The following is a 17,761-nucleotide window of genomic DNA, read 5'->3' as shown; positions in this document are numbered from 1 at the left end:
GCGCGTGGCTGCCGCCGCGCCGGGGTTTCTTAAATTTGTTTTGGGTTGCGGCCCCGGGGCCCCCACTACCGGTGAGGCGATGCCGCCTCAGGCAGCCAGCAGCTCGAAGATCACCGGCTCGCCGCTGATCGACGATGCGCACACCCACAGCTCGAACTGACCCGGCTCGGCGCGGAACACGCCATCGCGACCGGTGAAGCCCAGCGCATGGCGGTCCAGCGTGAACTGCACCTCGGTGCTCTCACCCGGCTGCAGGGCGATCTTGTCGAAGCCCTTCAGCTCGCGCACCGGCCGCACGCGGCTGGCCACACGATCGTGGATGTACAGCTGCACCACTTCCTCACCCGCCACCGCACCGGTATTGGTCAGCGTCGTGGTGATGGTCAGGGTGTCGTCCCAGCCCAGCTGCGCGCTGCTCAGCTGCGGCACGCCATAGGCGAACGTGGTGTAGCCGATGCCGTGGCCGAAGGCGTACGCCGGCTCGTTCGGAATCTCGCGCCAACGTGCCTTGAACTCGGACATGGTCGGCAGTTCCGGGCGACCGGTACGCGCGTGGTTGTAGAAGTACGGCTGCTGGCCGGAGACCTGCGGGAAGCTGACCGGCAGGCGGCCGGACGGGTTGTAGTCACCGAACAGCACATCGGCCACGGCGTGCCCGGTCTGGGTGCCGAGGTACCAGGTGATCGCCACGGCATGCGCATTGCGCACGGCGCCCTGCAGGGCCAGCGCGCGACCGTTGCGCAGCAGCACCACCAGCGGCTTGCCGGTCATCGCCACCGCTTCAGCCAATGCCTGCTGCGCGGGCGGCAGGGTGATCTCCACGCGCGACTGTGCTTCACCGCTGTACCGCTGCGGTTCGCCCAGGGCGAGCACCACCACGTCGGCACGCAGCGCGGCGGCCACGGCCTGTTCGATGCCATCCTGCACGGCCGCTTCCAGATCGCAGCCCGGCACGATCTCCAGCAGCGCTTCATCGCTGATCGCCGCGCGGACGCCGGCTTCCAGGGTGACGTAGCGCGACTTGTCGCCGAACAGCGTCCAGCAGCCTTCGATGTTCTCGCGGTCCTGCACGAACGGCCCGATCAGCGCGATCTTCTGCCCGGCCTTCTTCAGCGGCAGCACCGACTCGGCGTTCTTCAGCAGCACGATCGAGCGGCGCGCGGCATCGCGCGAGAGTTCGTCATGCGCGGCGATGTGCGAGGTGTCCGCTTCACGCGCCAGATCCAGCGAGCGGTACGGATCGTCGAACAGCCCGATCGCCTCCTTCAGGCGCAGGATGCGGCGCACCGATTCGTCCAGCGTGGCCATCGGCACTTCGCCGCTCTCGATCAGGCCCGGCAGGTGCTCGGCGTAGAAGCCGCTCTGCATGCTCAGGTCCAGGCCGGCGGTGAAGGCCTTGGCGGTCGCGTCGCGGTCATCGGCAGCGTAGCCGTGCGCGACCAGCTCCATGTCGGCGGTGTAATCGGAGATCACCACGCCCGGGAAGTTCCACTCCCCGCGCAGGATGTCGGTCAGCAGCTCGGCGTTGGCGCTGGCCGGCACGCCGTTGATGTCGTTGAAGGAGGACATCACGGTCAGGGCGCCGGCTTCGAAGGCGGCCTTGAACGGCGGCAGGTGGACGTCGCGCAGGGTCTGCGGGGAGATGTCGACCATGTTGTATTCCATGCCGGCCATCACCGCGCCGTAGGCGGCGAAATGCTTCGGGGTGGCCAGCAGGGCATCGTCGGCACGCAGGTCCGGGCCCTGGAAGCCGCGCACACGGGCGGCGGCGAACGCACAGCCCAGCACCACGTCTTCACCGGCGCCTTCGGCACCCCGGCCCCAGCGCTGGTCGCGGGCGATATCCACGGCCGGTGCGTAGGTCCAGTGCAGGCCGGCGGCGGTGGCTTCCACCGCGGTGGCACGGGCGGTGCGCTCAGCCAGGTCCGGCTCGAAGCTGGCGGCCTCGCCCAGCGGGATCGGGAACACGGTGCGCATGCCATGGATCACGTCCGCAGCCAGGATCACCGGGATCTTCAGGCGGCTTTCTTCCAGCGCGACCTGCTGGATGCGGCGGCCGGCTTCCACGCCGACGCCATTGAACAGCGAGCCCACCTTGCCCTCGCGCACCTGCTGCAGCACCTGGTCGGCGTTGCTGACGTTGGCTTCCGGATTCACATCCGGCGCGAACGGGCGGACCATGTCGGCGAACACACCCAGCTGGCCGACTTTTTCTTCGACGGTCATCTGGGCAATGAGGGTTTCGATACGATCGGCGGCCACCGGCTGTCCTTATGAAAACGTTTACAAGCCCGGGATTCTAGCGTTCCCGAAGCCGTTGTGAATGACTTTTGCGTTCATTTTTCTTCCCCGGAGGGAGACCCCCGCCGCCGCGCAGGCGGCGACGGAGGCACAGGAGCTTACTCCGCGGCGGCCAGGCGCTGCTGCCCCGCCATCAACATGGCGTCGCTGGATTCCTGGAAAACCCGCAGCCCGAAGGCCGGAAGGATCGCCAGCAGGTGATCGAACACGTCCGACTGCACCCCCTCGTACTCACCCCACGCCGTGCTGCGCGTGAAGCAGTAGATCTCCAGCGGCAGGCCCTGGGTCGTGGGCTGCAGCTGCCGTACCAGCAGGGTCATCTCCGTATGGATGCCCGGATGGTGCTGCAGGTAGCGCTCCACGTAGGCCCGGAAGGTACCCAGGTTGGTGACCCGGCGCGCATTGACGGCCGCCACGCCCTTGGCCTGGAGTTCGGCGTTGTACTGCTGCAGCTCGGCCTGCTTGCCGCGCAGGTAATCGCCCAGCACCGCGAACTGCTCCAGCTCGGCCAGCATCGGCGCATCGACGAAGCCGACGCTGTGCTGGTCCAGATACAACGAGCGCTTGATCCGGCGCCCGCCCGCTTCCTGCATGCCGCGCCAGTTCTTGAACGACTCGGTCACCAGCTTCTTGGTCGGGATGGTGGTGATGGTCTTGTCGAAGTTCTGCACGGTGATGGTATGCAGGGCGATATCGATCACGTCGCCATCGGCGTTCTGGCTGGGCATTTCGATCCAGTCGCCCAGCCGCACCCGGCCATCGCCGCTGATCTGCACGCTGGCCACCAGCGACAGGATGGTGTCCTGGAAGATCAGCATCAGCACGGCGGTGGCTGCGCCGAGGCCGGTGACCAGCGGGCCGAGCTTCACCCCCAGCAGGGTCGCCACGATCGACAGGCCGGCGATCACGAAGACGATGATCTTCACGACCTGCAGGTAGCCCTTGATCGGCTTGTTGCGCGCATCCGGGCGGCGCTCGTACAGATCGTTGGCGGCGTCCAGCGCATGCGAGACGGCCAGCGCCACGGTCAGCACCGCCCACGCCCGGCACGCCCCGATCACGAACTCCACCAGCTCCGGCGGGAGGTCCGGCACGATCCGGATGCCGGCGGCGATGACCATGCTCGGCACCACGTTGGACAGCCGCGAGATCACCCGCAGGTTGTTGCCGCCTTCATTGCCCGCGCTGTGGCCAGGCAAGCGGTTGACCAGCTTGCGCAGGCCGCGCAGCAGGATCTTCTTGGTGACGAAGTTGGCCAGCCAGGCCGCCAGGGCCAGCGCTGCCAGCACCAGCAGGGTGTAGGCCCAGGGCCAGGGTTCGAGGGTCCGCTGGACACTGTCCAGCCATCGGGTTGCCACTACCGCATCCAACATCGTGTATCGCTCTCCTATCAGGGGTATCAGGGCGTTGCCAGGTCCTGCGCGCTGCGCTCGATGATCACGCCGACCGCGCGCGCGCCGCGTACCGCGCCGGGCTTGCTGAGCTTCAGGCGCAGCCATTGCACGTTGAATTCACGCAGCACGATCTCGGCGATGCGCTCGGCCAGGGTTTCGACCAGGCCGTAATCCGAGTCACGCACGAACTGCTCGATGCGCTTGCTCACGGCTTTGTAATTGAGGGTATCGGCGATGTCGTCGCTGGCCGCCGGGCGGCGGTTGTCGAAGCCCATTTCCAGATCGAAACGCAGGGTCTGGCGGATCCGCCGTTCCCAATCGTAGATCCCGATCAGGGCATCGATCTCGAGCCCTTCGATGAATACCTTGTCCATAGCCATGCCACGTGGAAGATGGCGACCATGGTAACGGGGCTGTCCGGAATGTGCCGGGAACCGGGGTGACGAGGCTCTCTGAGAAAGACAAAGGGCCCCTCGCGGGGCCCTCTGCTTACTTCTTGTCCCCGGGCGGAGATGGGAGTTCCATCCGCGAGTCCCGGTGGCGCGCGGGGTAAAACTACGTCCGGGGCCGAGTGGAGTCAATGATTGGTTACGCCAAATGAGACGAGCTGCAGCGCGTGACCCTGCGCTTGAACAGGGATGCGGCAGACGTCATTCCGGCACTCGGCTTTGTGTTCTGGCAGAAGATATTCACGCAGCGCTTTGATGCTCGGCTATGGTCGCATTGCATGGCATCCGTCCTGCCCGGTGCCAACGTGCAACGCCTTGGCATCTCACCCGTGCGCAGATCCATGACGATCTGGAGCAGATCCGGCGATTACGCAATCGCATCGCCCATCACGAGCCAATTTTCGCCCGGGCCCTGGCCGACGACTTCGCCGCCATCCTGCGGGTCATCGGACGGCGGTGCGGACGCACAGCGGAGTGGATGTCTGACCATGAATCAGTGACTCAGCTTCTGGTGGATCGGCCGACGTGATGCGGCAGCGCCGCCGCAACCCTCACACCGCCGGCAGCGTCGCCATGTCCCAGCGCGGCGTCACCTGCACCTGCGGCGGCGTGTGCTGGCCCGCTTCCAGACGCAGCGCGCCGGCGAAGGCGATCATCGCGCCGTTGTCGGTGCACAGCGCCGGGCGCGGGAAGCAGGCGCGGCCACCGCGGCGGGCGGCCATCTGCTGCAGCTTGGCGCGCAGGCGCTTGTTGGCCCCTACCCCGCCGGCCACCACGATCACATCGGTGCCCGCAGCATCCAGCGCGCGTTCGCACTTGATCGCCAGGGTGTCGACCACGGCATCTTCAAAGCCGCGCGCGATGTCGGCGCGGGTCTGCTCGCTCTGATCGCTGTCGCGCCAGGCCAGCAGGACCTGGGTCTTCAACCCGGAGAAGCTGAAATCCAGCCCGGGGCGATCGGTCATCGGGCGGGTGAACTTGAACCGGCCCGGCGTGCCGCGCTCGGCCAGGGCGGCCAGCTGTGGGCCACCGGGGTATGGCAGGCCCATCAGCTTGGCGGTCTTGTCGAAGGCCTCGCCGGCGGCGTCGTCCAGGGTCTCGCCGAGCAGGCGGTACTGGCCGATCCGGTCCACGGCGACCAGCTGGGTATGCCCACCGGACACCAGCAGGGCCACGAAGGGCGCCTGCGGCGGGTCGTCTTCCATCAGCGGGGCCAGCAAGTGGCCTTCCATATGATGTACACCGACCGCCGGCACCTCCAGCGCCCAGGCCAGCGAACGGGCCACGCCCGCCCCCACCAGCAGCGCGCCGACCAGGCCGGGGCCGGCCGTATAGGCCACCCCGTCGATGTCGGCCACGGTCATGTCGGCCTCGGCCAGGGTCTGACGGATCAGCGGCAGCAGTTTGCGCACGTGGTCACGGCTGGCCAGCTCGGGCACCACCCCGCCGTATTCAGCGTGGAGGGCGATCTGGCTGTAGACCGCATGGGCGCGCAGGGCGTCGATCCCGGACAGGGAGGTGTCATACACCGCCACGCCGGTCTCATCGCAGGAAGATTCGATACCAAGGACTCGCATAACGGGTATTATGGACCTCTTCAGGCCCCGGCAGACGTACGCTGGCCTGTCTCTGCATCACCCGTGGCCAAGAAGTTCGCCGGGGTGGGTTGCAACTTCTTTTCTCGCCGCTATAATGTGCGGCTCTCACCGGGCGTGACCCGGTTCTACTGTGTCCCGGAGATTCCATGCCCAGCGTTAAAGTCCGCGAGAACGAGCCCTTCGAGTTTGCGCTCCGTCGCTTCAAGCGCACCTGCGAAAAGGCCGGCGTGCTGGCCGAAACCCGCAAGCGCGAGTTCTATGAAAAGCCGACCCAGGAGCGTAAGCGTAAGGCTGCCGCTGCTGTGAAGCGTCAGCTGCGCCGTTCGTCGCGCGACGTTACCAAGCGTCAGCGCCTGTACTGATCGGACGCAACTTCGATACGGCAGGCCTTGGCCTGTCGTGACGGAGCCGAAGCCGGAACGCGCGAGCGTTACCGGCTTTTTGCGTTCCAGCGCTTCGGCGCTCCGCTTTCCTTTTCCACCGACACGAGGTGTTCCCATGAGCCTGAAGCAGCAGCTCACCGATGACATGAAGGCCGCCATGAAGGCCGGCGAGAAGCACCGCCTGGGCGTGATCCGCCTGATGAACGCCGCGATCAAGCAGCGCGAAGTCGACGAGCGCATCGAGCTGGACGACGCCGCCGTGCTCGCCGTGCTGGAAAAGATGGTCAAGCAGCGCAAGGACTCGGTCACCCAGTTCGAAGCCGCCAACCGCGAAGACCTGGCCGTGATCGAGCGCGAGGAAATCGTGGTGATCGACCAGTACCTGCCGGCCAAGCTGGGCGAGGCCGAGATCGTGGCTGCGATCCAGGCCGCCATCGCCGAAACCGGCGCGGCCACCCCGGCCGACATCGGCAAGCTGATGGGTGCGCTCAAGCCACGCCTGGCCGGTCAGGCCGACATGGGCCTGGTGTCCAAGCTGGTCAAGCAGCAGCTGGCCGGCTGATCCCGCCGCCACGCCGCAGTGAAAAGGCCCGCTCTCGCGGGCCTTTTCCGTTTCAGCAGGTGCGTTGTTACGAGGCCTGACGGCAGTTGCGCAGCGTCATCGAGCTTTCCTCGATCGAACTGATCTCGCCTTCCAGCTTGGCCCAGTCGCGCTCGCGCAGCATGGTGAAGTTGGCGGCCTGATCCGACGCGAATTCACAGCGGATGGTGTAGTTGTTGTTGTTGAAGGTGTCGTTCTGGCGGACGCGCAGCAGGCCGCGGGTCGGCGTGACCAGGTAATTGATCGAGCCGATGTCACCGGGCTTGGTCGAATACCGGTTGGAGTTGACCGTATAGATCTGGCCGTCGATCTGATAGCGCCGCCCCACGTACTTCGCGTACAGCGGCAGGAACGTGGCCGAGCGATCGCCCTTGTCTTCCTTGTTCGTGTTGGTCCCCAGCATCAGATCCTTGAAGGCACCGGCACTGCGGTACAACGCCATCGTGTCTTTGACTTCCTTGCCCATCATCTTGGACAGATCCGGCGCTGCCACCGCCTCGACGGCCGGCATCGGGTACTGGGTGCGCCCCGCGGCGGCGACCGCGTCGCCCTGGCTGCCCGCCTTGAGCTTGTCCAGCATTCCGCACATGGACTGCTTGGCCGCCGCCGGCTCGACCGACTGACCGCGGGCCAGCTTGGTCGCCAGGGTCACGCGACCGGTGCGATCGGCGGTGCCCACCAGGACCAACGGGACGCGCAGCCCTGTGCGCTGGATCAGGTACTGGTCGCCGGTATCGCCCTCCACCAGCTGCCCGGCGACTTCGAACTTGTCATCGCCGCCGATCTTGCGCAGCTGGTCCAGTGCGCTCTGCACCTTCAGGCCCGGCACCGTGACATCGGCCATGTACAGCGCACCGTTGCGCGCATCCCCTACCGTCTTGAAAGCCTTGTCGCAGGCCCCGGAAGCCATCGCCGGACCTGCGGCCGCCAACAGCGCCATCGTCGTGTAGACCATTCCTTTCATGAAGCGTCCTTTCTGCTGTGAAGGTGGAAAACCGGGCAAAAGGATAGCGCGATATCCGTCAAGATCCTGACGTGACCGGACCACTTCACCCGGTGCAATCCGTCGATTTGCTAGAACGGGGGCCTCGCTTCCGACCTGATGCCGTCCATGCACCCGCCGAGCCACTCCCTCTCCAGGATCCGCAAGCACATGGCGCGGCTGGAGCAGAGCTTCCCCGCCGTGCTGCTGCGCCGCTTCATCGATGCGGACGTGATGACCCAGGCCGCTGCGCTGGCCTTCTACGCCCTGCTCTCGATGGCGCCGCTGCTGGTGCTGCTGTTGTGGCTGACCGCCTCGCTGTACCCCCCGGCGCAGCAGGCGTTGCTGGGCCAGATCAATGATGTGGCCGGCACCAGCGCCGCCTCGGTGGCGGAGACCGTGCTCAGCAACGCCAACAACCAGCCGGACATCGGCACGCTGGCCGGCGTATGGAGCACCCTGCTGCTGTTCATTGGTGCCACGGCGGTGTTCGCCCAGCTGCAGAACGCCCTGAACCTGATCTTCAACACCAGCGGCGAGCGCCTGGATGGCATCGTGGCCTGGTTGCGCAAGCGGGTGTTTTCGTTCGGCGTGGTGCTGGCGCTGGGCTTCCTGCTGATCCTCTCGATGACCGCCACCACGATGCTGCAGGTCGTGTTCGCGCACCTGCCCTCGGTGCTGCCGGCGATCGGCTATCTGACCAGCCTGGCGCTGTACACCGTGGGCTTCGCCTTCCTTTACCACTACCTGCCCGACCGCCGCGTGGCGTGGCGCCAGGCCTTCATCGGCGGTGCGATCACCTCGGCCCTGTTCGCACTGGGCCGCTATGGCATCGGCCTGTACATCGCCACCGTCGCACCGGGCAGCGCGTATGGCTCGATGGGCGCCCTGGTGATCTCGCTGGTGTGGATCTACTACGCCACGGTGGTGTTCTTCGTCGGTGCACTGATGACCTCGGTGATCGATGAGCGCCTGCGCGCCCATGCCGTGCTCGCCGAGGCTGGGGTGGAGCCACCGAAACCGGGCGAACCGGCCGGCAGCTAGTAGACTAGCGGTACCCCCGCTTCCGCGCGTGGCCGTGACCGGCCATGCCCCCGCCTGCTGCCCATGGCCCGTATCCCCGACGCATTCATCGACGACCTGCTGGCCCGCTCCGACATCGTCGAGGTGGTGGGCAGTCGCGTGCCGCTGAAGCGCCAGGGCAAGGAATACGCCGCGCGCTGCCCCTTCCATGACGAGCGCTCGGCCTCGTTCACGGTCTCACCGACCAAGCAGTTCTATCACTGCTTCGGCTGCGGCGCGCATGGCACGGCGATCAGCTTCCTGATGAATTACGACCGCCTCGAGTTTCTCGACGCGGTCGATGAGCTGGCCAAGCGCGTGGGCATGGAAGTGCCGCGCGATACCCAGCCGCGCACCGCCCAGCAGCAGGACGACAGCCGCGATCTGTACTCGGCGCTGGACGCGGCCACGCGCTTCTTCCAGACCGCGCTGAAAGGCAGCGACAAGGCACGCGCCTACCTGGACCAGCGCGGCGTCGATGAGGAGAACCGCGAGCGCTTCGCCATCGGTTACGCACCGGACGGCTACAGCGCGTTGAAGGATGCACTGGGCAAGGACGAGCGGCGCATGAAGCTGCTCGACCGCGCCGGCCTGTTTTCCAAGAACGACCGCGGCCACGTCTACGACAAGTTCCGCGATCGGGTCATGTTCCCGATCTTCGACCGCCGCGGGCGCGTGATCGCTTACGGCGGCCGGGTGATGGAGAAAGACGACGGCCCGAAGTACCTCAACTCGCCCGAGACCGCGCTGTTCCACAAGGGCCGCGAGCTGTACGGCCTGTGGCAGGTGCGCCAGGCCAACCAGAAGATCGAGCGGCTGATCGTGGTCGAGGGCTACATGGACGTGGTCTCGCTGTTCCAGTTCGGCGTCACCCAGGCGGTGGCGACCCTGGGCACGGCGACCACGCCGGACCACGCCGAGCTGCTGTTCCGCAACGCGCCGGACGTGTTCTTCTGCTTCGATGGCGATGCCGCCGGCCGTCGCGCCGGCTGGCGCGCGCTGGAGTCGGTGCTGCCGCGCATGAAGGACGGCCGCCAGGCCTTCTTCCTGTTCCTGCCCGATGGCGAAGACCCGGACACCATCGTGCGCAAGGAAGGCCGCGAGGGCTTCGATGCCCGGCTGCAGCAGGCCACGCCGCTGTCGCAGTTCTTCTTCGACGAGCTCACCCGTGAGGTCAACATGGGCACGCTCGACGGCAAGGCACGCCTGGCCGAACGGGCCAAGCCGATGCTGGCGCAGATTCCCGATGGCGCCTTCGGCGACCTGATGAAGCAGCAGCTGACCACGCTGACCGGCTTGGGCGCCAAGCCCAGTGCGTCCGCGCAGCCCTCACGCCAACCGCAGCGCGCGGTGGCACCGGCACAGCGCCGCAGCCTGGTGCGCGCGGCCATCGCGATCCTGCTGCAGCAGCCCTCGCTGGCGATGACCCTGGAAGGCCATCACTTCACCGGCCTGCGCCTGCCCGGCATCGAACTGCTGACCGAACTGCTGACCCTGGTCGAGCAGCGCCCGGACATCAGCACCGGCGCGCTGCTGGAGCACTTCGAAGGCCGCGAGGAACAGGAATCGCTGCACAAGCTGGCCGCGCAGACCCTGCCTGGTGATGAGGCGATGTGGACCCAGGAACTGCATGACGCAGTGGCCCAGCTGGAAAAACAGCTGCTGATGCAACGTCTGGATGAGCTTCAGGCAAAGCAGAGCCAGCAGGGTCTGGACGATACTGACAAGTACGAGCTGCGCGAACTGCTCAAGGCGCGCAGCACCCTCCGCTTCTGACCAACGGAGCCGCCGTGGCATCCCACCTCGCGAACCCCGCTGCATCGATCCTCCGCTGGCTCCGCGCTGGCGTCATGGCCGCGCTGTTCGCGCCGTGCCTGCCCACCTGGGCGGCGGAACTGCCCTTCGCACAGCCACGGCCGGAGTTGTACACCGCCGGGCAGCCCAGCGCTGCCGAGCTGCAGCAAGCGGCCGCGGCCGGGATCACCACCGTGATCGACCTGCGCCAGCCTGACGAAGCGCGCGGCTTCGATGAAACCGCCGCGGCCGAACGCCTGGGGCTGCGCTATGTGCGCATCCCGGTCGCCGGTGCCGCCGGCCTGACCGACGCCAATGCGCAGGCCCTGCGTACCGCGCTGGCACAGAGCCAGGGCCCGGTGCTGCTGCACTGCGCCTCCGGCAATCGCGCCGGTGCGCTGCTGGCACTGCTGGAGGCGCGTGACGGTGCCTCGGTGGACCAGGCCCTGCAGTTCGGCCGCGAGGCCGGCATGACCTCGCTGGAAGCACCGACCCGTGCCCTGCTGGAGCAGGACGCCGCGCGTTGACCCTGCTCTTCTTCCCCCGCTTACTTCCCTGCTCTACAGGAGCCTGCCCACCATGACCCGCTGGTGGTCGCGCCTGCGACCGGACAACTTCACCCTCGCCCTGCTCTGCACCGTGCTGCTGGCGTCCTTCCTGCCGATGCATGGCGCCGCCGCGATGGTGCTCGACGATGTCACCGACGTCGCCATTGCCGCGCTGTTCTTCCTGCACGGCGCGCGCCTGCCACGGGAGTCGATCGTCGCCGGCCTGCTGCACTGGCGCCTGCACCTGACCATCCTGGCCTGCACCTTCGTGATGTTCCCGCTGCTGGGCCTGATGTTCAAACCGCTGGATGGCTGGCTGCTCACGCCCGAGCTGTACATCGGCGTGCTGTTCCTGTGCGCGCTGCCGTCCACTGTGCAGTCCTCGATCGCGTTCACCTCGATTGCCCGTGGCAACGTCCCGGCGGCCGTGTGCAGCGCCTCGCTGTCGAGCATCCTCGGCGTCTTCCTGACCCCGCTGCTGCTGGCCCTGCTGGCCGGCACCGAAGGCGGCATGCACAACCCCGGCCAAGCCATCGTCAGCATCATGCTGCAGCTGCTGGTGCCGTTCGTGGCCGGCCATCTGCTGCGCCCGTGGATCGCCCGCTGGGTAGAGAAGCAGCGCGCGCTGCTGCGCTATACCGACCAGGGCACGATCCTGCTGGTGGTCTACTCCGCCTTCGGCGAAGCCGTCAGTGAGGGGCTGTGGAGCAAGACGCCGCTGTTGTCGCTGCTCAGCGTGGCGGTGGTGGCAGCCGTGCTGCTCGGCATCGCGATGCCGCTGATCCGCTTCATCGCGCGCCGGCTGGGCTTCAACCGCGAAGACGAGATCACCATCCTGTTCTGCGGCTCGAAGAAGAGCCTGGCCACCGGCGTGCCGATCGCCAAGGTCCTGTTCGCCGGCGGCAGTCTCGGTGCGATCGTGCTGCCGATCATGATCTACCACCAGATCCAGTTGATCGTCTGCGCGATGATCGCGCAGCGGTATGCGCGTGATCCGGTGGAGCCGGCGACGGGTGACGGAGGTAGTTGAGCGCGCTCGACCTCCTGCCGCGTAGAGCCTCGCCCTACGCGGCATAGCTGAACATCCCCAATCGCAAGCGGCTATTCCACCCACCGCGCCACGCTGAAGCGCGGTAGCCAGATCTGCAGATCGTATGACCGGTCCGAGCCCGTTCTCTGCAGCGGCGAAGGCCCGGTGTATGCCGGCAGTGATCGCGCGCCGCATTGCCGATGCTGTGTGCAGCCCCACGCCTCGCCGCTGCGCGCATCGACCCGCACCGCGTAGGGTTGGAGATCGAGCAGCAAGGCGGTCATCGGCGGCCACGGCAGCCCCTCCGGCTGAGTGCGCATGGCATGCACATTCCCGGTAAGTACCAGCAGCCGCCCATCGGAAGGCAACGTTGCGTGGTGCGCGCGCAGTGCATCGGCCATCGCCGCATCACGCGCGCCGGTACCGGCCTGTGCCGCCGGCAGCACCTGGTCGAACCCAACGACCTGTACATCGTGGCCCTGCACGCGCAGGACCCGCACCGCCTCGATCAGCGACAGCGTGTCTTCATTGCGACGGCCGTCGTGCGGCTTACCGGCGGTGCGCCAGTAGGAGGTGGTGCGCACCGCCTGGCGTGCTGCGGCGTCACCGTTGGAGGCCAGATAGGTGGCCAGCCGGGCGTTCTCGGTGGCCGGCAGTTCCAGCCCAAGGTGCACGGGGGTGCCCTGCGCGACATAGGCCTGGACCAGTTCCTGCACGAGCTGCGGCATCTCACGCGTACCGTGCAGTTCGCCCAGGACCACGAGTTGGCTTGCGCCTGCCTGCCGCATGATCTGCGCGGCCGTGTCCTCTGCGGACGCTGCCGGTGCGGCATTCGCCGCACCCAACGCCATCCCGATCACCACGCCTGCCATCCAGCGCCATCGCTTCATGCCGTCACTCCCTGTTCGGTACTGACGCAATGGCGGTGGCGAATCACCGATTCAAGGCAGCTATGCCAACCAGGGCAGCATCCAGTGATCCACCATCAGGAAGGCGAACAGCGCCATCAGGTAGACGATGGAATAGCCGAACATCTTCATCGAGAACAGTTCGTCCGGCGGATTCAGCATGCGCCACGCATACCAGAGGAAGACCGCGTTGAGCACGATCGCACCGCCGAGGTAGAACATGCCGCTCATGCCGAACACGACGGGCAGGATGCTGACGATGGCCAGGGCGATCGAATAGACCATGATCGACTTGCGGGTGTACGCCACACCATGGGTCACCGGCAGCATCGGGATTTCCGCCTTGGCGTAATCCTCGCGGCGGAAGATCGCCAACGCCCAGAAGTGCGGCGGGGTCCAGATGAAGATGATCAGCACCAGCAGCGACGCGTAGGCCCAGTCCCATGGGCCCTGCATGCCGGTGATCGCCGCCCAGCCGAGCATCGGCGGGGTGGCGCCGGCGAGGCCGCCGATGACGATGTTCTGCGAGGTCGCGCGCTTGAGGTACACGGTGTAGATCACCGCGTACCCGATCAGCGAGGCGAAGGTCAGCACGGCAGTGATCACGTTGACCCAGACCACCAGGATCGTCATCGACAGCGCGATCAGCAGGCCGGCGAAGACCAGTACCTGCCATGGCTTGACCTTGCCCACCACCAGCGGGCGCCACGAGGTGCGCGCCATCTGTGCATCGATGCGCGCATCCAGCAGCTGGTTGATCGCCGCAGCAGCCGAGGCGGCCAGCCAGATGCCGAGGAAGCCGAGTGCGCCGTCCAGCGCCTGCTGCGCGGTCGGCACCCCGGGGATGGCCAGGAACATGCCGACGAGCGCGGTGAACACGATCAGCGCGACGACCTTGGGCTTGGTCAGATCCCAGTACTGACGGTAACTGGCCATGCCGTCAGCCCGCCTGCACGGCAGGGGAGGCCGCGCTGGCCTTGCCGCCCTCGGCATCCGGCGCGCGCAGGCGCGCCAGCAACGTCACCAGCACGAACAGCAGCGCCACGGCGCCCCCGCTGTGCGCGACGGCCACTTCCAGCGGCACCGCCAGCTTCACGTTGAGGATGCCCAGGGTGATCTGCAGCACCACCAGCAGACCCAGGGCGCTCGCCCAGCCGCGCATGCTCGGCAGTCGGAACAGGCGCACCGACAGCCACAGCAGGTACACGGCGACCACGATCGCCATCATGCGGTGCGCCATCTGGATGGCAATGCGCGAAGCGCCATCGAGCACCCCGCCTTCGTAATCCACGCCGATGCCGCGCCACAGGGTGAAGCCTTCCTTGAAGTCATGCGTCGGCCACCACTGGCTGACGCAGCGCGGGAAGTTGTCCAGCGAGGCGCTGCCGCCACCGCAGGCGAGTGCGGCGTAGTTGGCGCTGACCCAGCCGCCGAGGGCGATCTGTGCGACCAGCACGGCCACGCCGGCGCGGATCAGCCACTTCAGCTTGGGCGCTTCGGCCAGGGTGATCGGCATGTGCGTGGCACGCCACGCCATCCACACCAGCAGGCCGAACATCAGCATGCCGCCGAGCAGATGGCCCATCACCACGATCGGCTTGAGCAGCCAGGTGACCGTCCACATGCCGAGCAGCGCCTGGAAGATCACCACCGCCAGCGTCAGCAATGCGGCGCGGGCCAGGTCGATGTTGGTCCAGCGCAGTGCGGCGATCAGCAGGATCGCCTCGCCGATCAAGGCGATGATGCTCGCGGGGACGTGCATCCCCATCATGTACAGCGGTATGCCGGTCGCCACCAGCACACAGGCGGTGATCACCGCGGTGCTGCCCCAGCGACGGCGGCGCGTGGCCAGCAGCGCCAGGGTGAGTATCTCGATGCCGAGTGCACCGGCCAGGAAACGGTGCACCTGCTCGCGCCACGCCTTGTGCGTTTCCAGCGGGCGGATCTTGGCGGCCTCGTGGCCGATCACTTCCTCGGCGTGCTGCGGCCAGGTGACACGGCCATAGCAGGTCGGCCAGTCCGGGCAGCTCAGGCCCGCATCGGACAGACGCACGAACGAACCGAACATGATCGTACTGGCGGTCATGATCAGCGCAAACCACGCCAGACGGTGGAAATTGCGGTGCAGCACCGGGCGTGCGGAGAGGCTCATCTAAACGGAACTCACTTCAGTTTCAGCAGCGTGGCCAGGTCTTTGCGCAGACCGGCCATATCGAATCCCGGCGCGTACCGCATGATCACGAATCCATTGGGATCGATCACATACACAGGCGTGCCGGCGGCGTCATCCACGGCGGGCAACGCAGCACGCAGGTCCGGTTGGGCGCGCAGCGCGCGCAGTGCGGGCATGCCCTGGACCTCGGCCGGCGGCGTGCCCAGCCACAGGATCTCGACATTATCGGCGTTATGGCCGAACAGCTGCCACACCTTGCCCAATCCCTGCGACAAAGTGACGCACTCGCTGGTACAGCTGGCAGACGGGGCCACCAGGATCCGCCAGGTGCGATCGTTGGGGTTCCACGGGTATGGCTGACCGTCGGCCAAGGTGGGCGGCAGCGCGCGCAGATCGGCCGGCGGCTGCAGCAACTCCCCGGTATTGCGGTGCGAGGTCGGCTGCCAGCCGGAGAAGCGCAGCACGCCCGCCAGCGCCATGGCGCCGAAGAACACGCCGAACAACGCGATCAGGGTCCAGCGGCCGCGTGAACGGGACGGCAGCCGGGCCGGGGAAGTGGCATTCATGGGCGGCATTTTCTCATGTTGAGCCGGTCAGCGCCGGGGAGTGCCACGCCGGCGGCGATGGCGACGGAATTCCAGGACCAGCGCGACCACCAGCACGGTCAACGCCAGTCCGAACCATTGCACGGCGTAGCCCAGATGGCGACTGGGCGGCAGGGTATTGGGGAGCAGCTCCAGATCGCGCGCGTAGCCGCCTGGCAGCGCCGGATCCAACCGCAGCACGCGCGCGCCAAGGCTGCCCGGCGGCAGCGACAGCGCGCGCGCCATGTCGTCAGGTGGCATCCGGCTGGCCAGCCACACGTGCGGCTGTGGCGCGGGCGACAGCGCCGGCCCCAGGGCCAGGCCGGTGGCCGGTGACGGCGCCAGCAGGCCGCGGATGGCCGTATGGCCGGTAAGCGGTGTGATCGGTGGGATGACACGATCCGGCGGCATCGGCAGCCAGCCCAGATCGACCAGCACGCGTGCGCCGTCATCACTCTGGAACGGCTGATACACCTTGAGGCCGGCGCGGCCTTCGCGGGTCTGGTTGTCGAGCAGGATCGTGCCCGGCAGGACGCGGCCGTGGTCGTCCACCCAGCGCAGCAGCGGCGGGGCGGCCTGGGCCTGGCGCAGCGTGAGCGACTGCGCGCGGGCGGGCACCTGCTGGGCCAGCAACGCCTCTTTGTCGTGCATGCGCTGCAGTTGCCAGCGGCCCAGCTGGCAGAACGCGAGGATGACCAGCACCGCGGCAATCCAGCCGATCAGGCGTGTGTGCTTGCGCATCATGACAACGCCGGCAAAACGCGGTGATATAGGCGCACCCGCCACGCCATCGAGCCGCGCATGAATGATTCGTTGAAGACCCTGCTGGTAATCGCGTTTCTGATCGTCATCGTCTGGAATCTGGGCGCCGGGCTGTATTACCTGCTGGTCGATCGCGGCCAGACCAAGCGCACCGTCAATGCCCTCACCCGCCGCATCGCGGTATCGGTGGCGCTGATCGTGCTGGTGGTCATCGGCATCTACAGCGGTTGGATCAAGCCCCACGGCATCGGCGGCTGAGGCCGCACCGGCGTCGATGCGGCAGGAGGTCGCACCGACGCTACAGCACGTACACGAACAGGAACAGCATCAGCCACACCACGTCGACGAAGTGCCAGTACCACGCGGCCGCTTCGAAACCGAAGTGGTTGTCGCGGGTGAAATGCCCCTTCGACGAGCGCAGCCACATCACCGCCAACATGACCGTGCCCAGCAGCACATGCACGCCGTGGAAACCAGTGAGCATGAAGAAGGTCGAGCCGTAGATGCCCGAACCCAGGGTGAGGTTGAGTTCCTTGTAGGCGTGGATGTACTCCTCCGCCTGCAGGGTGAGGAAGCCCACGCCGAGCAGCACGGTGATGCCCAGCCAGACCAGGAGTTGGCGGCGGTGACCGGCCTTGAGCGCGTGGTGCGCGATGGTGAGGGTGACGCCGGAGGTGAGCAGGATCAGCGTATTGATCAGCGGCAGGCCCCAGGCCGGGATGGTCTGGAAATGGCCGCCGATCGCACCCGGGCCATTGGTCGGCCACGCCGCCGAATAGCCGTCCCACAGCAGCTCATTGGTCATCACGCCGTCGCCCGCGCCGCCCAGCCACGGCAGGCCCAGGTTGCGGGTGTAGAACAGCGCCCCGAAGAACGCGCCGAAGAACATCACTTCGGAGAAGATGAACCACACCATCCCCATCCGGAACGAGCCATCCACCTGGCGGTTGTAGCTGCCGGCCTGCGATTCGCGCACCACGTCGCTGAACCACCAGAACAGGGTCAGCACCAGCATCGCGATGCCGGCGTAGAAGGTCCACTTGCCCCAGCCGGAATCGTTGAGCCAGCTGGCCACGCCGACCATGGTCACCATCATCGCAATGGAACCGATGAACGGCCATTTGCTGTGCGTGGGCACGAAGTACACGTTCGCATCGGGGCTTTGCTGGGCCATGGTCTTGGGTCCGGTCCG

At 66.9% G+C, this 17,761-nt stretch carries 19 protein-coding genes; 8 read left to right on the top strand and 11 right to left on the bottom strand.

What is annotated here, in order from left to right:
* Positions 1-87 precede the first annotated feature (87 nt).
* The 3 genes from ABE571_RS17140 to folB form a co-directional block, all read right to left on the bottom strand.
* Positions 88-2,262, bottom strand: a complete 2,175-nt coding sequence (locus ABE571_RS17140; RefSeq protein WP_313220117.1) for a glycoside hydrolase family 3 N-terminal domain-containing protein — start codon at positions 2,260-2,262, stop codon at positions 88-90.
* Between the two features lie 137 nt (positions 2,263-2,399).
* Complete coding sequence (locus tag ABE571_RS17135; protein ID WP_121042281.1) at positions 2,400-3,674, bottom strand: mechanosensitive ion channel domain-containing protein; 1,275 nt, start codon at positions 3,672-3,674, stop codon at positions 2,400-2,402.
* Positions 3,675-3,700: 26 nt separating this feature from the next.
* A complete protein-coding gene (folB, locus tag ABE571_RS17130; RefSeq protein WP_088434566.1) occupies positions 3,701-4,069 on the bottom strand; it encodes a dihydroneopterin aldolase in 369 nt (122 codons plus the stop codon).
* A 340-nt stretch (positions 4,070-4,409) separates the two neighbouring features.
* Between folB and ABE571_RS17125 the strand changes: the two genes are divergently transcribed.
* Positions 4,410-4,673, top strand: a complete 264-nt coding sequence (locus ABE571_RS17125; protein ID WP_346494256.1) for a hypothetical protein — start codon at positions 4,410-4,412, stop codon at positions 4,671-4,673.
* A 22-nt stretch (positions 4,674-4,695) separates the two neighbouring features.
* On the opposite strand, the gene tsaD is transcribed toward ABE571_RS17125, so the two are convergent.
* Positions 4,696-5,721 carry a tRNA (adenosine(37)-N6)-threonylcarbamoyltransferase complex transferase subunit TsaD gene (gene tsaD / locus ABE571_RS17120; protein WP_259262101.1) on the bottom strand — a complete coding sequence of 342 codons (1,026 nt, stop codon included), beginning with the start codon at positions 5,719-5,721 and terminating at the stop codon, positions 4,696-4,698.
* A gap of 167 nt (positions 5,722-5,888) precedes the next feature.
* Between tsaD and rpsU the strand changes: the two genes are divergently transcribed.
* A complete protein-coding gene (gene rpsU / locus ABE571_RS17115) occupies positions 5,889-6,104 on the top strand; it encodes a 30S ribosomal protein S21 (RefSeq protein ID WP_002808376.1) in 216 nt (71 codons plus the stop codon).
* Positions 6,105-6,240: 136 nt separating this feature from the next.
* Positions 6,241-6,687 carry a GatB/YqeY domain-containing protein gene (locus tag ABE571_RS17110; protein ID WP_313212965.1) on the top strand — a complete coding sequence of 149 codons (447 nt, stop codon included), beginning with the start codon at positions 6,241-6,243 and terminating at the stop codon, positions 6,685-6,687.
* A 67-nt stretch (positions 6,688-6,754) separates the two neighbouring features.
* On the opposite strand, the gene ABE571_RS17105 is transcribed toward ABE571_RS17110, so the two are convergent.
* Positions 6,755-7,690 (bottom strand): hypothetical protein, encoded by a 936-nt coding sequence (locus ABE571_RS17105; RefSeq protein WP_313212964.1) that lies wholly within the window; start codon positions 7,688-7,690, stop codon positions 6,755-6,757.
* A 138-nt stretch (positions 7,691-7,828) separates the two neighbouring features.
* On the opposite strand from ABE571_RS17105, the gene ABE571_RS17100 reads away from it, so the two are divergent.
* The 4 genes from ABE571_RS17100 (at position 7,829) to ABE571_RS17085 (ending at position 12,142) form a co-directional block, all read left to right on the top strand.
* Complete coding sequence (locus tag ABE571_RS17100) at positions 7,829-8,752, top strand: YihY/virulence factor BrkB family protein (protein WP_313212962.1); 924 nt, start codon at positions 7,829-7,831, stop codon at positions 8,750-8,752.
* A 63-nt stretch (positions 8,753-8,815) separates the two neighbouring features.
* On the top strand, positions 8,816-10,546 hold the full coding sequence (gene dnaG, locus ABE571_RS17095) for a DNA primase (RefSeq protein WP_346464577.1): 1,731 nt from the start codon (positions 8,816-8,818) through the stop codon (positions 10,544-10,546).
* A gap of 74 nt (positions 10,547-10,620) precedes the next feature.
* Positions 10,621-11,091, top strand: coding sequence for a sulfur transferase domain-containing protein (locus ABE571_RS17090; RefSeq protein ID WP_346466616.1), 471 nt, complete (start codon positions 10,621-10,623; stop codon positions 11,089-11,091).
* Between the two features lie 52 nt (positions 11,092-11,143).
* Positions 11,144-12,142 (top strand): bile acid:sodium symporter family protein, encoded by a 999-nt coding sequence (locus tag ABE571_RS17085; RefSeq protein ID WP_313212958.1) that lies wholly within the window; start codon positions 11,144-11,146, stop codon positions 12,140-12,142.
* Positions 12,143-12,213: 71 nt separating this feature from the next.
* Here ABE571_RS17085 and ABE571_RS17080 read toward each other — a convergent pair whose 3' ends face one another.
* The 5 genes from ABE571_RS17080 to ABE571_RS17060 are packed head-to-tail and all read right to left on the bottom strand — an operon-like array spanning position 12,214 to position 16,551.
* A complete protein-coding gene (locus ABE571_RS17080) occupies positions 12,214-13,032 on the bottom strand; it encodes a calcium-binding protein (protein ID WP_313212957.1) in 819 nt (272 codons plus the stop codon).
* 60 nt (positions 13,033-13,092) lie between these two features.
* Complete coding sequence (gene cyoE / locus ABE571_RS17075) at positions 13,093-13,986, bottom strand: heme o synthase (RefSeq protein WP_313212955.1); 894 nt, start codon at positions 13,984-13,986, stop codon at positions 13,093-13,095.
* 4 nt (positions 13,987-13,990) lie between these two features.
* Positions 13,991-15,202 (bottom strand): COX15/CtaA family protein, encoded by a 1,212-nt coding sequence (locus tag ABE571_RS17070; RefSeq protein ID WP_313220124.1) that lies wholly within the window; start codon positions 15,200-15,202, stop codon positions 13,991-13,993.
* An 11-nt stretch (positions 15,203-15,213) separates the two neighbouring features.
* A complete protein-coding gene (locus ABE571_RS17065) occupies positions 15,214-15,789 on the bottom strand; it encodes a hypothetical protein (protein WP_121042257.1) in 576 nt (191 codons plus the stop codon).
* Positions 15,790-15,816: 27 nt separating this feature from the next.
* A complete protein-coding gene (locus ABE571_RS17060; RefSeq protein WP_346494253.1) occupies positions 15,817-16,551 on the bottom strand; it encodes an SURF1 family protein in 735 nt (244 codons plus the stop codon).
* Between the two features lie 57 nt (positions 16,552-16,608).
* Here ABE571_RS17060 and ABE571_RS17055 point away from each other — a divergent pair, with 57 nt between their 5' ends.
* Complete coding sequence (locus ABE571_RS17055) at positions 16,609-16,827, top strand: twin transmembrane helix small protein (RefSeq protein WP_019185993.1); 219 nt, start codon at positions 16,609-16,611, stop codon at positions 16,825-16,827.
* Positions 16,828-16,867: 40 nt separating this feature from the next.
* Here ABE571_RS17055 and ABE571_RS17050 read toward each other — a convergent pair whose 3' ends face one another.
* Positions 16,868-17,743: a cytochrome c oxidase subunit 3 gene (locus ABE571_RS17050; protein ID WP_152153731.1), complete on the bottom strand. Its 876-nt coding sequence runs from the start codon at positions 17,741-17,743 to the stop codon at positions 16,868-16,870.
* Positions 17,744-17,761: the final 18 nt, after the last annotated feature.

The sequence above is a fragment of the Stenotrophomonas sp. TWI273 genome, assembly GCF_039674765.1.
Lineage (GTDB): Bacteria > Pseudomonadota > Gammaproteobacteria > Xanthomonadales > Xanthomonadaceae > Stenotrophomonas.
Note: the sequence above shows the minus strand (reverse complement) of the source record. Positions and strands in the feature narration are given on the sequence as shown.

What these genes read in the sequence shown, in the direction of transcription:
- dnaG (WP_346464577.1), top strand. Translation starts at nt 8,816, where the DNA reads ATGGCCCGTATCCCCGACGCATTCATCGACGACCTGCTGGCCCGCTCC.
- ABE571_RS17080 (WP_313212957.1), bottom strand. Translation starts at nt 13,032, where the DNA reads ATGAAGCGATGGCGCTGGATGGCAGGCGTGGTGATCGGGATGGCGTTG.
- tsaD (WP_259262101.1), bottom strand. Translation starts at nt 5,721, where the DNA reads ATGCGAGTCCTTGGTATCGAATCTTCCTGCGATGAGACCGGCGTGGCG.
- ABE571_RS17100 (WP_313212962.1), top strand. Translation starts at nt 7,829, where the DNA reads ATGCCGTCCATGCACCCGCCGAGCCACTCCCTCTCCAGGATCCGCAAG.
- ABE571_RS17055 (WP_019185993.1), top strand. Translation starts at nt 16,609, where the DNA reads ATGAATGATTCGTTGAAGACCCTGCTGGTAATCGCGTTTCTGATCGTC.
- ABE571_RS17060 (WP_346494253.1), bottom strand. Translation starts at nt 16,551, where the DNA reads ATGATGCGCAAGCACACACGCCTGATCGGCTGGATTGCCGCGGTGCTG.
- rpsU (WP_002808376.1), top strand. Translation starts at nt 5,889, where the DNA reads ATGCCCAGCGTTAAAGTCCGCGAGAACGAGCCCTTCGAGTTTGCGCTC.
- ABE571_RS17070 (WP_313220124.1), bottom strand. Translation starts at nt 15,202, where the DNA reads ATGAGCCTCTCCGCACGCCCGGTGCTGCACCGCAATTTCCACCGTCTG.
- ABE571_RS17090 (WP_346466616.1), top strand. Translation starts at nt 10,621, where the DNA reads ATGGCCGCGCTGTTCGCGCCGTGCCTGCCCACCTGGGCGGCGGAACTG.
- ABE571_RS17135 (WP_121042281.1), bottom strand. Translation starts at nt 3,674, where the DNA reads ATGTTGGATGCGGTAGTGGCAACCCGATGGCTGGACAGTGTCCAGCGG.
- folB (WP_088434566.1), bottom strand. Translation starts at nt 4,069, where the DNA reads ATGGACAAGGTATTCATCGAAGGGCTCGAGATCGATGCCCTGATCGGG.
- ABE571_RS17050 (WP_152153731.1), bottom strand. Translation starts at nt 17,743, where the DNA reads ATGGCCCAGCAAAGCCCCGATGCGAACGTGTACTTCGTGCCCACGCAC.
- ABE571_RS17105 (WP_313212964.1), bottom strand. Translation starts at nt 7,690, where the DNA reads ATGAAAGGAATGGTCTACACGACGATGGCGCTGTTGGCGGCCGCAGGT.
- ABE571_RS17085 (WP_313212958.1), top strand. Translation starts at nt 11,144, where the DNA reads ATGACCCGCTGGTGGTCGCGCCTGCGACCGGACAACTTCACCCTCGCC.
- cyoE (WP_313212955.1), bottom strand. Translation starts at nt 13,986, where the DNA reads ATGGCCAGTTACCGTCAGTACTGGGATCTGACCAAGCCCAAGGTCGTC.
- ABE571_RS17065 (WP_121042257.1), bottom strand. Translation starts at nt 15,789, where the DNA reads ATGAATGCCACTTCCCCGGCCCGGCTGCCGTCCCGTTCACGCGGCCGC.
- ABE571_RS17110 (WP_313212965.1), top strand. Translation starts at nt 6,241, where the DNA reads ATGAGCCTGAAGCAGCAGCTCACCGATGACATGAAGGCCGCCATGAAG.
- ABE571_RS17125 (WP_346494256.1), top strand. Translation starts at nt 4,410, where the DNA reads ATGGTCGCATTGCATGGCATCCGTCCTGCCCGGTGCCAACGTGCAACG.